This is a genomic window from Streptomyces sp. NPDC050528, assembly GCF_044457795.1.
GTDB lineage: Bacteria > Actinomycetota > Actinomycetes > Streptomycetales > Streptomycetaceae > Streptomyces.
Genome location: NZ_JBITHH010000010.1, coordinates 413,927 through 428,553, shown reverse-complemented (window position 1 = coordinate 428,553; position 14,627 = coordinate 413,927). Strand labels below are relative to the sequence as shown.

The following is a 14,627-nucleotide window of genomic DNA, read 5'->3' as shown; positions in this document are numbered from 1 at the left end:
GATCCTGAAGACCTCATACCCGTGGCCTGCGCCAAGCCCGTTCCCTCACTCCCGTATCACCCGCAGCCCGTCCCCACTTCCGCCGACCGCCAACGCCCCGTCCTCGTCCGTCCGGAGGACCACCGCCCCCATGGCCCGCAGCGCCGCGACCGTGCTCGGGGCCGGGTGGCCGTAGCTGTTGTTTTCACCACAGGAGATCAACGCCAGCCTCGGCGCCACCCTCCGTATCAGGTCCGGATCTTGGTACGACGAGCCGTGATGGGCGACTTTCAACACGTCGACGTTTCCCAGCAACGACGCCGCCGGTGACCTCAACAGCTCCTGCTGGGCCGGGGGTTCGAGGTCCCCGAGCAGTAGCAGTCGCAGCCCGGCCGTCCGTACCAGCAGGGCGACACTGGCGTCGTTCGGCCCGTCCGGGTCCGGCGCCGGGCGCGGTGGGGGCCACAGCACCTGCCACCCCAACGGGCCGGTGCGTCGCTCCTCGCCGGCCACGGCCCGGGTGACCGGGATGTGCCGTTCCGCCGCCGCCCTCCGTACGAACTCGGCCTGGTCCGCGGGTTCTTCGAAGGACGTCGTCTCGATCGCGCCCACCGAGCGGCCCCGCAGCACCCCGGGCAGTCCCGCGACGTGATCGGCGTGGAAGTGGGTGAGGACGACGAGCGGGATCCTGGTGATGCCGAGCGTGCGCAGACACTGGTCGACGAGCTTCGGATCGGGTCCGGCGTCCACGACCACGCCGGTGCCCTTGCCCGCCGCGAGCACCGTCGCGTCCCCTTGCCCGACGTCACACATCGCGAACCGCCAGCCCGGCGGCGGCCACCCCGTGATCACCCGGGTCAGCGGCGCCGGCGCCACCACGATCAGCAGCAGAAGCAACCCGCAGACACCGCACAACCAGGGGTACTTCAACAGCCGCCGCCCGACCGGCACCAGGGCCGCGACGGCGAGCGCGAGCAGCAACGCCCCGGTCCAACTGCCCGGCCAGTCAACTCCCCCACCGGGCAGCGCCGCGCCGGTCCGGGCGACGTCCGCGATCCACCCGGTGGGCCAACTCGCGCCCCAGGCAAGGACCTTGGCCACCGGCATCGCCACCGGTGCCGCCGCCAGCGCCGCGAAGCCCAGCACCGTGGCCGGTGCGACGGCGATCTCCGCGAGCAGATTGCACGGCACCGCCACCAGACTGACCCGCGCCGACAGCACGGCCACGACAGGCGCACACAACGCCTGCGCGGCAGCGGCGGCGGCCAACGCCTCGGCCAGCCGCGGCGGAACCCGGTGCCGCCGCAGCGTCTCGCTCCAGCGCGGCGCGAGCGTGAGCAGCGCGCCGGTGGCCAGCACGGAGAGCAGAAACCCGTAACTCCGGGCCAGCCACGGGTCGTAGAGCACCAGTAGCAGTACGGCCGTCGCCAGCGCCGGAATCAGTGATCTGCGGCGTCCGGTCGCCAGGGCGAGCAGCGCGACGGCACCGCAGGCCGCGGCCCGCAGCACGCTCGGGTCGGGCCGGCACACGACGACGAACCCGAGCGTGAGCACCCCGCCGAGCAGTGCGGTCGCCCGGAGGGAGATGCCCAACCGCGGTGCCAGGCCTCGGCGTTCGATGTGCTGGGCGAGGCCGGGTGGTCCGATGAGGAGGGCGAGCAGGATGGTGAGGTTGCTTCCGGAGACGGCGAGGGTGTGCGCCAGGTCCGTCTCCTTGAAGGCCTCGTCCAGCTCGGGTGTGATCCGCGCGGTGTCCCCGACGACCAGCCCCGGCAGCAACGCCCGCGCGTCCCCGGGCAATCCGTCGGTGGCCTCGCGCAACCCGGCCCGCAACCGCCCCGCGAACCGCTGTGCCCCGGACGGCTCCCCCACCACCTCCGGCACCGGCTGGTTCCGCACCCGCAGTACGGCCGCCACCCGGTCCCCGCTCGTCAGCGAGGGCGCCACCCGCGCGGTCACCTTCACCCGCGTCGACGGAAGCAGCCCGAGCCAGGGCGAACGCTCCGGCCCACCACCGGAACCCCGTGCCCGGCCACCTCCCTTGGAGGACGAACTCGGGTCGACGATCAGCAGCACCGGCGCCCGTGTCTCCACGACCGTCCCGTCCAACTCCTCGACCCGCCGCACCTCGGCGTCGATCAGCACGGAGACCGGAGCCGCGTGATCCCCGCTGATCCGGGGCCGGGTCAGCCGTGGATCGGAACCGACCTCCACCTCCGCGGTCACGGTCGCGTACTCCCGCGCCAGCTCGGGTACCGGCCCACGGCGCAGATCCGCCCCGTGCAGTCCGGCGGAGGCGGCGGCCGCGGCGATGGCAAGGAGCAGGGCGGCGATCGAGACCCGGGGCCAGGTGGCCCGCCGCCATGACGGTGCGGGGTGACCTCCTTCCGGTGGGAGGGCAGGGTGGGCGACCGGCTGCGGCGGGGTACGGCTGCCGCCGACCTTGTCCCGCCGCCGCATCAGCAGGAGCACCAGCGCCACCGCCAGGGCCGCGAGCCCAATTCCCGTGACCCAGGCCGGTGATGCGTTCAACGCCAGTGCCGCCGTCGCCCAGGCCGCGAGTGCGGGCGGAACGAGCCGTAGGTCCGTCGGCCCTTCCTGTTGGGGGTGCGCGGCGCCCCGCTGATTCCCCGAGGTCGCATGTACGGTCCGTCGGGACGACGAGGCGCTGTCGTCCCGTGCCGTGCGGTTGGGGATCGCGGGCTCGGGTGGATCGTCGTGGACGCGGGTCATGGCTGCACCAGGTCCCGCAGATCGGCGAAGCGGCGGTCGCCGATGCCGTTGACCTGGCGCAACTCGTCCACCGAGCGGAAACCGCCGTGCTGGGTGCGGTACTCGATGATGTGCTGAGCCAGCACCGGGCCTACGCCCGGCAGGGTGTTGAGCTGGTCCGCGGTGGCGGTGTTGAGGGAGACCGGGGCCGTCGGACCGGCTCCGGCTGTGGAGCCCGCCGAACCCGCCACCCCGGTGGTGTTCGCGCCGCCCGCACCGGGCACCGCTGCGGGTGCCGGACCGCCGACGACGATCTGCTCCCCGTCCACGAGGAACCGCGCCCGGTTGAGCCCCTCGGTACTGGTACCCGGACGCACCCCACCCGCCGCCCGCAACGCATCGGTCACCCGCGAACCGGCCGGCAGCCGATGAACCCCGGGCTCCCGCACCTTGCCGCTGACGTCCACGACGATCTCGGTACCGGCCGCACTCGCAGCGCCCCGCGCTCCGACGGCCGAAGCGTGCGACTCGGCCCCTTTGCCCGCAGCCCCGCTCCCACCTCCGCCGCCGTCTCCCTCCCCAAAGGGAGCCGCCGCCCGGACCACCTCCGGTGCGCGAACCGGCTGGGTCCGGCCCACCCAGAAGTGCTGCACGGCGAAGACGGCGGCCACCACGAGCAGGACACCGAGCGCGACCACGTTCCGCCGCTCCATCCCACACCGCGTCTGCACCCACACCGGCATCCGCTCCCGCAGAGCCGACCCGACCCGTTCCCGCCAGGCCCCGGCCACCCGCTCCCGCCCGATGCCAACCTCTCCGGTGCCGACCCCTCCGGTGGCGGTGAACTCCTCAGTGTCTCGGGCCACTTCGGCCCCTCCGGCGTACGAAAAGACATCGGGCTCCAGAACAACACCCACCGGCGAACCAACCCGGACCACGCGCTGCCCCGACCCCGACTCCGGCCCTGCCCCTGCCCCCAACTCCGGCTCCAACTCCCGCTCCGGAACAGCCCACGGACCGGCATCAACAGGCGCCGGAAAACGAAGCCCCGCCGCCCTGACCACAGGCGGAACGCCCAGCACCCCCACCTCGGTCAGAGGCGGGACAGAAGCCCCCGCCACCTCGGCCTCCGCCGAACCAGAGCCCGCACCCGCGTCCTCACCCGCACCCGCGCCCTCACCCCCACCCCCGCCCGGCGGCCCATTCCCCAACTCCCCCCACCCCTGGCCCCGTTCACCAAAGAGCAGTTCCGCCCGCCGCCGAAGCTCCTCCGCCGAGGCCTGACGATGTGCCCGTCCCCGTACAGGCGCGCGGCGATGCCGAGTTCGGCCGTCGGAGGACGGGGCGCGGCCCGGGCCGCTGGTCGCAGTCGCTGTGTGTGAGCGTGATCGAAGTGCCATGTGCCGAGGATCGGACATTCCGCGACTTCGCGATGATCTTGGTCAATTCCCGGGGACGACAGCCCAGTTGTGGATAACTCCGTCACCCGTACGAGCGTTAGCCGTACAAGGGCTCCCCGTACGCACGCCGCCCGTACGCGCGCCGCCCTCCCCGACAAACCCCGTCACCGAGGCGAAACCACAGCCCCCAACAACCCAGGCCCGGTATGCGCCCCGATCACCGCCCCGACCTCGCTCACATGCAGATCGGCCAGCCCCGGCACCCGCACCCGCAACCGATCCGCGAGCGCCGACGCCCGCTCCGGCGCGGAGAGATGGTGGACGGCGATGTCGACCTGCGCACTGCCCGCACGGTCCGCCGCGAGCTCCTCAAGGCGGGCGATCGCCTTCGACGCCGTCCGTACCTTCTCCAGGAGTTCGATGCGCCCGCCCTCCAGTTGCAGCAGCGGTTTCACGGCGAGCGCGGAGCCCAACAGGGCTTGTGCCGCGCCGATACGGCCGCCCCGGCGCAGATAGTCGAGGGTGTCGACGTAGAAGTAGGCGGAGGTGCCGGCGGCCCGTTTCTCCGCGGCCGTGACCGCCTCGTCCACCGTGCCGCCCGCCTCCGCCGTCTCGGCCGCGGCGAGTGCGCAGAAACCGAGGGCCATCGCGACCATGCCGGTGTCCACGACCCGCACCGGCACCGGTGCCTCACGCGCGGCGACGACGGCCGCGTCGTAGGTGCCGGAGAGTTCGGCGGAGAGGTGGAGGGAGACGATGCCGGTGGCGCCGGACTCGGCGACCTTGCGGTAGGTCTCCGCGAAGCGTTGGGGGCTGGGGCGCGAGGTGGTGACCGGGCGGCGCTTCTGCAGGGCCTGGGCCAGGGAGCGGGTCGAGATCTCGGTGCCCTCTTCGAGCGCCCGGTCGCCGAGGACCACGGTCAGCGGCACCGCTGTGATGCCGTGGCGCTCCATCGTCAGCGGCGGCAGGTAGGCCGTTGAATCGGTGACGATCGCGACATGGCGGGACATGAGCTGGAGGTTACCTGCCGTAGCGGCCGGGCGGCAGCCCGACCCCTTTCACCTGGGCCGGAACCGGCCGGATCATCACACATCGCACACGCACACCGTGCCGCGCGATCAAGTCGTGCTCTCCGGGCGGGGTTTCTTCTGCCAGGGGTAGCTGGGGCGCCGTCCCGGCGGGGTGATGGCGGACGGGGCGGGCTCCTCGGCGGCGGGACGGGAACGCGGAGTCTCCGGCCAGGTCTGCTGTCCGGCAGCGGCGTCGGCGGGCGGGGCATCGGGCCACGGCGGAGTGGTGTGCTCCGACTTCGTCCAGTGGCGGAGGGCGCCGGCCTCCATGTCTATCTGGGCACTCAACGTGTCCAGGTCGTCCTCCGCGAAGCGGCCGGCGCGGTCGCGGGCGGCCCAGCGCAGTGAGTCCGCCGACTTCGTGATGCGCTCGGTGCGCTCGCGCAGGGCGGGCAGTCGCTCGGCGAGTGTCTTGCGGTCCGGCTCCGACTCCAGGCGCCTGAGCTCGCCGTCGAGTTCACGGCCGTGCGCGCTGAGCCGCTCGAAGAGGCCCAGGGACTCCTTGAGGGACTCGTCCTCGGGCACGCCCGCGTGCAGCGCGTCCTGGGTCGCGCGCATCGACGTCCGCAGTGCGAGGCGGAGTTGGGCCACCTGTCCCTGCGGGCCGGGCTGGGCGAAGGACTTGGCGCGCAGGGTGTGGTCCTCGACGGAGCGCCGGGCCTGCGCGACCGTACGGTCGACGCCGCGCTTGGCCGCGCCGACGGCCTTGACCGCCGCATAGCCGCCCACGACCACGAACAGCAGGAAGAGAAGGGCGAAGACTGTGATCACGGCTTCCAACGCTCCTCCACCGGCTCCGGGCGGCACACGCCGCGCCGCTCTTCAACGGTAAACGCTACGGGCAGGTCCGGAGTTCCACCGGAACCCTGGACCTGCCCGTAGGGGACTACCCCGAGGCGCTCGCCCCGACCCGGTCCGGCCGCCCGTCGAAGGACCGCGCCGGACCGGCGGAACAGCTACGCCGGAACGATGTTGACCAGCTTCGGCGCCCGCACGATGACCTTGCGGATGCCCGCGCCCTCCAGTGCGGCGACGACCTTCTCGTCGGCCAGCGCGACCTTCTCCAGTTCGGCGTCGGAGATCGTCGGCGAGACCTCCAGGCGGGCCTTGACCTTGCCCTTGATCTGCACGACGCAGGTCACGCTCTCGTCGACGACGTACGCCGGGTCGGCGACCGGGAAGTCCTGGTGGACCACCGTGTCGGTGCGGCCCAGCTTGCGCCACAGCTCCTCGGCGATGTGCGGGGCCAGCGGCGCGATCAGCAGCACCAGCGACTCGGCGACCGTTCGCGGCAGGGCACCGCCCACCTTGGTCAGGTAGTTGTTCAGCTCGGTGACCTTGGCGATCGCCGTGTTGAACCGCAGGCCCGCCAGGTCCTGGCGCACTCCGTCGATCGCCTTGTGCAGGGCACGCAGCGTGTCCTCGTCGGGCTCGGTGTCGACGACGGTGACCTCGCCGGTCGTCTCGTCGACGACGTTGCGCCACAGCCGCTGCAGCAGCCGGTACTGACCCACCACCGCGCGCGTGTCCCACGGCCGGGACACGTCCAGCGGGCCCATGGCCATCTCGTACAGGCGCAGGGTGTCGGCGCCGTACTCGTCGCAGATCTCGTCCGGAGTGACCGCGTTCTTCAGGGACTTGCCCATCTTGCCCAGCAGCCGGGAGACCTTCTCGCCCTCGTAGTAGTAGGCGCCGTCGCGCTCCTCCACCTGGGCGGCCGGCACCGGGAAGCCGCGGCTGTCCCGGTAGACGTAGGCCTGGATCATGCCCTGGTTGAACAGCTTGTGGAACGGCTCCGGGGACGAGATGTGCCCCAGGTCGAACAGCACCTTGGACCAGAAGCGGGCGTACAGCAGGTGCAGTACGGCGTGTTCGGCGCCGCCGACGTACAGGTCGACGCCGCCGTGCGGCATGCCCTCGCGCGGGCCCATCCAGTACTGCTCGATGGCCGGGTCGACCAGCTTCTGGTCGTTGTGCGGGTCCAGGTAGCGCAGTTCGTACCAGCAGGAACCGGCCCAGTTCGGCATGGTGTTGGTCTCGCGGCGGTACTTCTGGGGGCCGCGGCCGTCGCCCAGGTCCAGGGTGACGTTGACCCAGTCCGCGTTGCGGGACAGGGGCGTCTCCGGGGACGTATCAGCGTCGTCCGGGTCGAAGGTGCGCGGCGAGTAGTCCTCGACCTCCGGCAGCTCCAGGGGCAGCATCGACTCGGGCAGCGAGTGCGCGATGCCGTCCTCGTCGTAGACGATCGGGAAGGGCTCGCCCCAGTAGCGCTGGCGGCTGAACAGCCAGTCGCGCAGGCGGAAGTTGACGGTGCCCTCGCCGATGCCCTTGCGGGCCAGCCACTCCGTGATGCGGGCCTTGGCCTCGGCGACGGGCAGGCCGTCCAGGGAGATGTCGTCGTTCGAGGAGTTGATGATCTTCGCGTCGTACGACCCGAAGGCGTCCTCCCACGTGGACGTGTCCGTCCCGCGGCCGTCGGTCGGCTCGACGATGCAGGTGATCGGCAGCTCGAATGCGCGCGCGAAGTCGAAGTCGCGCTGGTCGCCCGCCGGGACGGCCATGATCGCGCCGGTGCCGTAGCCCATCAGTACGTAGTCGGCGATGAAGACCGGGATGCGGTCGCCGTTGACCGGGTTGGTCGCGAACGCGCCGGTGAAGACGCCGGTCTTCTCCTTGGCCTCGGCCTGCCGCTCCACGTCGGACTTGGTGCCGGCCTGCGCGCGGTACGCGGCGACGGCCTCCGCCGGGGTGGCGTGACCGCCGGTCCACGCGTCGCGCGTGCCCTCGGGCCAGGCGCCCGGCGTGAACTTGTCGACCAGCGGGTGCTCGGGCGCCAGCACCATGTAGGTCGCGCCGAACAGGGTGTCGGGGCGGGTGGTGAAGACGGTGATGTTCTCGCCGTCCACGGGGAAGTCGACGCGGGCGCCCTCGGAGCGGCCGATCCAGTTGCGCTGCTGCAGCTTGATGGCCTCGGGCCAGTCCAGCTCCTCCAGGTCCGCCAGCAGCCGGTCGGCGTAGGCGGTGATGCGCATGTTCCACTGGCGCAGCTTGGCCTTGAAGACGGGGAAGTTGCCGCGCTCGGAGCGTCCGTCGGCGGTGACCTCCTCGTTGGCCAGCACGGTGCCCAGCCCGGGGCACCAGTTGACGGGCGCGTCGGAGGCGTACGCCAGGCGGAACTCGCCCAGGACGTCGGCACGTTCGGCGGCACTCAGCTCGGGCCACGCGCGCGTGTGCCCCGGTACGGCACGCTCACCGGTCTCGAACTGGGCGATCAGCTCGGCGATCGGGCGGGCCTTGCCGGCCTCGTCGTCGTACCAGGAGTTGAAGATCTGCAGGAAGATCCACTGGGTCCACTTGTAGTACTCGGGGTCGATCGTGGCGAACGACCGGCGCTTGTCGTGGCCCAGGCCCAGCGCGCGCAGCTGGGACTTCATGTTGGTGATGGCGGCCAGGGTGGTGATCCTGGGGTGCTCGCCCGTCTGGACGGCGTGCTGCTCGGCCGGCAGGCCGAAGGCGTCGAAGCCCAGGGTGTGCAGCACGTTGTGGCCGGTCATCCGCTGGTACCGGGCGAAGACATCGGTGGCGATGTAGCCCAGGGGGTGGCCGACGTGCAGGCCCGTACCGGAGGGGTACGGGAACATGTCCATGATGAACTTCTTGGGGCGGGCGGCCAGTTCGGGGTCGCCGGCCAGGTCGCCGGTCGGGTTCGGCGCCTCGTAGGTGCCCTCGGCATCCCAGAAGTCCTGCCAGCGTGCTTCGATGTCCGCGGCCATCGCGGCCGTGTAGCGGTGCGGGGCGACCACCTCGGCGGCGGCAGCGGGGTTCGTCTCGCTCATGATCCTCAAAGCTCCATCGATCGTCTCTGCCAGCGGCTGCGACATTCAGGCTGCGACATCCGCCATGGACGGACATCCAGCAAATGAAAAATCCCCTCGCACAGGAGGGGACGCCGCGCCGATTCCGACCTCACCGTTCGTCGGTGGTCGGGACTGATCAGCGCGGCTCGCTAAGCAGAAGGCGTACAGCACGCATGGCGTCAGAGTACCGCAGCCCTTGAGCACAACGCGACGCGCTTCCGTATCACCCTTGGCACCCTGTCCACAGCGGCGTGGACCGACCCCGGCTCAAGGATTACCTTCGCGTACCACCCACTACAGGACATCACAGCAAGCGCATTGTCGTTTGATAACAACGCAATAACTCAAACCTCGTACCCACCGGTATGGAGCCACTTAGAGTTCGGCAGCGGGACCGCTTTCCCGATACTGCTCGGAGTTGCCCCCATGAACGCTCGTCGTAGTACCAGTTCGCTCCCCAAGCCGGGCCGCTCGGCCTATGGCGTGGTGAGCCTCGTCGTCCTGATCTTCATACCCGTGTTCGTGCTGGCCGGAGGCAGCCAGGTACAGGACTTCCTCAACTTCGGTGCGGGCGTTCTCTCGCTCGTCTCCCTCTCCTGCTCGGTGATCTGGGGGCTCGTCGCCCAGGACCGGGTCATCCTCAACATCCGCCAGCGGATCGTGGCGCAGGGCATCCACCGGGTGACCGCCGTCGGCTCGATCGCCTTCCTGGTGGTGCACATCACGGTCAAGCTCGCGCTCGACCACACCGTCCTGATCGCCGCGCTGATCCCCTTCAGCCTCGGTGTGAAGGGCAGCGCCGGGCTCATCGGCCTGGGCTCCCTGGGCGGCCTGCTCATGATCTTCGTGGGCATCACCGGCGCCCTGCGCAACCAGTTCGCGTCCCCCGCGCCGGTCGCCGCCCGCTGGCGCGCGATGCACATGCTGGCCTACCCGGCCTGGTGCGCGGCGCTGATCCACGGCCTGTTCGCGGGCCGCGCGGCGAAGCCGTTCTTCATGATCTCGTACGAGCTGTGCCTGGTCGGGGTCGCCGCGGCTCTCGCCCTGCGCTCGGCGCCCCGCCCGTTCAAGCGGAAGTTCGCCAACAAGGTCGCCATGCTCCTGGGCAACGAGGAGCGAGCGGGCCTGGACGAACTCGACGCGAGCCGGGGCCGCGTGGGCGAGTCCACGCTGCCGGGCTTCGAGAGCCGGCGTCCGGCCGAGGGCCGACGGTCCGAGCGGCAGCCCTCGTTCACCGAGACCGGTTCGATGCCGCGCGTGGACTCCGCCGGCGCGTACGAGACGAGGTCCATGACCCCGGAGCCCGACACGAACACTTTCGCGGCCGCCTACCGCACCGCCACACCGGAGTCCACCGGTCAGATGCCGTACGTCACCGACCAGATCTCGCACATGAACGTGCCCATGGACATGCAGAACACCCAGGCGGTCCCGCGCGCGGACAGCGGTGGCAGCACCTCCGGGACCTGGCCGGTCCCGTCGCCGCCGCCGGTCGGCGAGGCGCCCCCGTCGGCCTACGACCCGCTCCAGGACACCGGGTACAACATCCCGACGTACAACAACAATGCGGGCACGGGCGGGTACGGCGAGGGATACGTGTACCCCACCGGTGAGTCGAACGGTGCCTCCGGTACGTACAACCCCAATGACACGTACAACAGCGGTCCCGCCACTGATCAAACGCCCAACGCTTCGTACGACTTCGACGCGCAGGGCGGCTCGGGCGAACCTTGGAACACGCCTTCCGGAGGCTATAGGTGAACGAGGCCCTGCCCGACGTCCCAGAAGTCCGCGTGGTCGGCCTTCCTCAGCTCACGTCTGGCTTCGACCTTGTCGAGCGGCTTGATCTACCCATGCACCTAAAGGTGCATGGGCCACTCGAACCGATGGGCGGGGAGCAGCTCGCGAAGCTCTCCGAGGCCATCAACCTGAAGGGCCGCGGCGGCGCGGGTTTCCCCTTCCACAAGAAGCTGCGGTCGGTCGCCGAGGCGGCGATCAAGCGCGGTGTACGACCGGTCGTCGTCGTCAACGGCAGTGAGGACGAGCCGGCCTGCCGCAAGGACACGGTGCTCATCAACCGTGCCCCGCACCTCATCCTGGACGGCGCCCTCCTGGTCGCCGAGGCCCTGGGTGCCCGCACGCTCGTGGTGGGGGTCACCCGTGAGTCGACGCAGCGCTCCATGGAGGCCGCGCTCGCCGAACGCGGCCTGAGCAACACCCGCCGCTCGGCACTGAAGGCGTTCGTCCAGCGCAACCCGGTCCGGATGGTCACCGGTGCCGCCGCGTCGCTGATCCGCTCGATCGACGGCGGCCCGGCGATCCCGCCCGGCCGCAAGGTCAGCGCCTCCCAGAACGGCGTCGGCGGCGCCCCCACGCTGCTGTCGAACGCCGAGACGTTCGCCCAACTCGCCATCGCCGCCCGCATCGGCCCCGAGCGCTACGGCAACACCGGTCTCTACGACGAGCCCGGCACCGTCATGCTCACGGTCTCCGGAGCGGTCGCGCGCCCCATGGTGATCGAGGTCCCCACAGGCGTACCGCTGCGCTACGTCCTGCAGTTGGCCGGCGCCCCGCCGGTCCCCCAGGGTGTGCTGACGGGCGGTTACCACGGCAAGTGGATCGACGCGGCGACGGTCAACGAGGCGATCGTCTCCCGCAACTCCCTTGACGCGGTGGGCGGTGCGCTCGGCGCGGGCGCCATCATGCCGATCACCCAGGAGACCTGCCCGCTGGGCGAGTCCCTGCGCGTGGCCCAGTGGCTGGCCGACGAGAGCGCGGGACAGTGCGGTCCCTGCTACCTCGGTCTGCCCGCCGCCGCGCGCGGCATGGAGGACATCCTCAACGGCGGCGGCCCGGCCGCCCTGGAGGCGCTCAAGCAGGTCGCCAAGGCCGTGAAGCGGCGCGGCGCGTGCTCGCACCCGGACGGCTCCGCGATGTTCCTGGAGTCGACCATCAAGGCGTTCACGGACGACCTCGCCGCCCACGTCCTCGGAAACGGCTGCGGAAGGCCCGTGGAGGGCGTTCTGCCGCTCTTCGAGGGCGGCCAGCTCCCCGCGGGCATCACCAGCGGCGCGGAGCCCGAGGACAACGGTCCCAGCCGTCAGAAGATCTACGTCGACTGGACGCTGTGCCGGGGCCACGGACTGTGCGCGGACATCCTCCCGGAGGTCTTCGAACTCGGCGCCGACGGCTTCCCCACCGTCGCGCAGGCCCAGGTGCCCCGGTACGCGGAGGCGAAAGCCCTGCGCGCGGTGCGCCGTTGCCCGGCGCTCGCCCTCCGCCTGGAGGAGGAGACCGCACGCGACAAGGGCCCCTCCCGCAACCTGCCGGTCCTCTCCCAGGGCCGCGGCCGACGGGCTCTGGGCCGCTGAGCACACGAGCAGCGGGCCGCCCTCTTCTTAAGAAGGGTGCGGCCCGCTGCTCCGTGAACGGCGCCAACTGCCCCTGAACACACCGAAGGCGGGTCACCCTGTGGGATGACCCGCCTTCGACTTCTGTGGAGCTAAGGAGAATTGAACTCCTGACCTCCTGCATGCCATGCAGGCGCTCTACCAACTGAGCTATAGCCCCGTGCGGTGTCCTACCGGGTCTCCCCGGCGGCGACGCCAACATTACCGGTGGACCCTCTGGACCACCAAATCGTTTCCGTCACCCTGGTCGTGACCCTGATCGCCGGGACCTCCTCGCGGGGTCCCGGCCGGAGTCAAGCGGTGACGAAGGAATAGAACCGTTTCAAAGTGCAGTGCTCTTCGAGGAGTCGACCGTAGATCGGCTCGCCCTCGAGTTCGCGGTACGTCTCGATCGGATCGCCTTTTATGATCAGCGCCCGCGCGCACTCCTCGCACCAGTACTGGTAGTCGGGATTCACCGGTTCCATGTCACGGACGATCGGCGTCCCACTGCCGCACCAGTCGCACTTTCGCCTGTGTGCACCCATCGATCAGCTCCAGCTGTGGCCGCAGGCCGTGCACACGTAGGAAACTCCGCCGTTGTCACCAAGGACTTGGGCCACGTGGGCGGAACCGCAGGAAGGGCAGCTCAGGCGGGTGATGGTATCCCGTATCAACGCCGCATCGAAGAGGTGGTCGACCTCCTCGATGATGCTCGCAGGCATCGCTACTCCCTCCCGTCGGGCCGCGCCCCCTTCCGGCCGTTTGATTCTGCCACGGCCGGACCAATACGGTCAGCGACGCCTCAGTACCAGTCCGGACACGGCCCCCACCGCGGCCGTCCCCGCCAGCGCGAACATGCACGCCGAAAGCGCCTCCGCAGAGGTATACGCCCCCGGGGCCCCAAGTGACTCAAGCCGGTTCAAGAACAGTGTGCCGAAAACCGCGACCCCGAGCAGCTGACCCAGCTGCGCGACCGTGGAGAGCAGACCACTGGCGTCCGCCGCGTCCTCGGGCCGCACCGTCGCCAGGGCCCGCGTCAGCGTCGGACTGAAGGCGAGCGCGAGCCCGGCCCCCACGCCGACGTACGCCACGTACAGTACGGCCCCGCCGCGGTCACCGCCTTCGAACGCCAGGCCGACTCCCAGCACGGACGGAATCGTGAGCAGGAATCCGAGCGGGGTCAACGCCCGCTGCCAGGACGCCGGCCACCTCCGCCAGGTGAGGCCGACCACTCCGAAGACGACCGCGGTCGGCGCGAAGGTGAGACCGGCGCGCAGCGCGCTGAAGCCGAGGCCGCCCTGGACGTGCAGGGTGAGCGCGAACAGGAAACCGGCGTTGACGGCCATCACGGCCAGGATCCGGAAGACGGCGAGCCCCATGCCCGGGTGACGCAGGACACGTGGTGCGATCAGCGGGGCTCCACCGCGCCGGGCAAGCCGGGACTCGTACACACAGAACGATGCGAAGAGGACGGCCGCCGCGATCAGCGACAGCCACGACCACAGCGGCCAGCCCTCCTCCTGCCCCAGCACCAGCGGCACCGTCAGCAGCGAGACCGCCGAGGCGAGCAGCACAAGACCCGGCACGTCGAAGGCCCGCGCGCGCTCCGGCTCCGCCCCGCCGTCCCTCGGCAGCACGCGCCTGCCGAGGAACAGGAGTACGACGCCCACGGGCACGTTGACGAGGAACACCGGCCGCCAGCTCGTGCCGAACAGGTCGGCGCTGACGAGGACGCCGCCGACGATCTGCCCCGCCGCGGCGCCGACGGCGACGATCGCCGAGTACAGGCCGAGCGCCCGCACCCGCGCCTCGCCGATGAAGTTCCGCTGGATCAGACTGAGCACCTGAGGGAGCATCAGCGCCGAGCCGGATCCCTGGATCAGTCGGAACACGATCAGCTCGGTCGAGCCCTGAGCCAGTCCGCAGGCGAGCGAGGCGGTGGTGAAGAGGGCGAGTCCGGCGAGGTGGACCCGGGCGTGGCCGAGCCGGTCGCCGAGCCGGGCGCCGGTGATCAGCAGCACCGAGTACGTGATGGTGTAGCCGGCGATCACCAGCTGCAGGTCGGCGCCGGACGCGTGGAGTTCGGTGCCGATGGTGGGGGCGGCGACGTTCACGATGAACACGTCGAGCAGCGCCATGAACATGGCCGCGAGCAGGACCGCGAGCATCGGCCCACGGCGATTGTCAGTGCCAGGGTCTTTACTGGTGGCAGGAGTT

General features: G+C 70.8%; 10 protein-coding genes and 1 tRNA gene. 2 read left to right on the top strand and 9 right to left on the bottom strand.

What is annotated here, in order from left to right:
- Positions 1-45: 45 nt before the first annotated feature.
- From ACIBK4_RS33330 to leuS, 5 genes are all read right to left on the bottom strand, one after another.
- Entirely contained in the window at positions 46-2,712 is a 2,667-nt protein-coding gene (locus tag ACIBK4_RS33330; RefSeq protein WP_399000734.1) for a ComEC/Rec2 family competence protein, read from the bottom strand.
- Positions 2,709-3,557, bottom strand: a complete 849-nt coding sequence (locus tag ACIBK4_RS33325; protein WP_399000732.1) for a helix-hairpin-helix domain-containing protein — start codon at positions 3,555-3,557, stop codon at positions 2,709-2,711. The genes ACIBK4_RS33330 and ACIBK4_RS33325 overlap by 4 nt, the downstream gene beginning before the upstream one ends.
- 698 nt (positions 3,558-4,255) lie before the next feature.
- Positions 4,256-5,101: a DegV family protein gene (locus ACIBK4_RS33320; RefSeq protein WP_399000730.1), complete on the bottom strand. Its 846-nt coding sequence runs from the start codon at positions 5,099-5,101 to the stop codon at positions 4,256-4,258.
- A 108-nt stretch (positions 5,102-5,209) separates the two neighbouring features.
- A complete protein-coding gene (locus ACIBK4_RS33315; RefSeq protein ID WP_399000728.1) occupies positions 5,210-5,941 on the bottom strand; it encodes a hypothetical protein in 732 nt (243 codons plus the stop codon).
- 176 nt (positions 5,942-6,117) lie between these two features.
- Positions 6,118-8,997, bottom strand: a complete 2,880-nt coding sequence (gene leuS, locus ACIBK4_RS33310; RefSeq protein ID WP_399000726.1) for a leucine--tRNA ligase — start codon at positions 8,995-8,997, stop codon at positions 6,118-6,120.
- 447 nt (positions 8,998-9,444) lie between these two features.
- Between leuS and ACIBK4_RS33305 the strand changes: the two genes are divergently transcribed.
- On the top strand, positions 9,445-10,779 hold the full coding sequence (locus tag ACIBK4_RS33305; protein WP_399000724.1) for a cytochrome b/b6 domain-containing protein: 1,335 nt from the start codon (positions 9,445-9,447) through the stop codon (positions 10,777-10,779).
- Positions 10,776-12,389, top strand: a complete 1,614-nt coding sequence (locus tag ACIBK4_RS33300; RefSeq protein ID WP_043676445.1) for an NADH-quinone oxidoreductase subunit NuoF family protein — start codon at positions 10,776-10,778, stop codon at positions 12,387-12,389. Before ACIBK4_RS33305 ends, ACIBK4_RS33300 begins: the two co-directional genes overlap by 4 nt.
- A 126-nt stretch (positions 12,390-12,515) precedes the next feature.
- On the opposite strand, the gene ACIBK4_RS33295 is transcribed toward ACIBK4_RS33300, so the two are convergent.
- The 4 genes from ACIBK4_RS33295 to ACIBK4_RS33280 all read right to left on the bottom strand — a co-directional run bounded on the left by ACIBK4_RS33295 (position 12,516) and on the right by ACIBK4_RS33280 (position 14,578).
- Positions 12,516-12,588, bottom strand: a tRNA-Ala gene (locus ACIBK4_RS33295).
- A 133-nt stretch (positions 12,589-12,721) separates the two neighbouring features.
- The gene (locus ACIBK4_RS33290) at positions 12,722-12,955 is read right to left on the bottom strand and encodes a hypothetical protein (protein ID WP_003976229.1); all 234 of its coding nucleotides are present in this window, start codon (positions 12,953-12,955) and stop codon (positions 12,722-12,724) included.
- Between the two features lie 3 nt (positions 12,956-12,958).
- The gene (locus tag ACIBK4_RS33285) at positions 12,959-13,132 is read right to left on the bottom strand and encodes a hypothetical protein (protein ID WP_019063265.1); all 174 of its coding nucleotides are present in this window, start codon (positions 13,130-13,132) and stop codon (positions 12,959-12,961) included.
- Positions 13,133-13,201: 69 nt separating this feature from the next.
- Positions 13,202-14,578 carry an MFS transporter gene (locus ACIBK4_RS33280; protein WP_399000721.1) on the bottom strand — a complete coding sequence of 459 codons (1,377 nt, stop codon included), beginning with the start codon at positions 14,576-14,578 and terminating at the stop codon, positions 13,202-13,204.
- Positions 14,579-14,627: the final 49 nt, after the last annotated feature.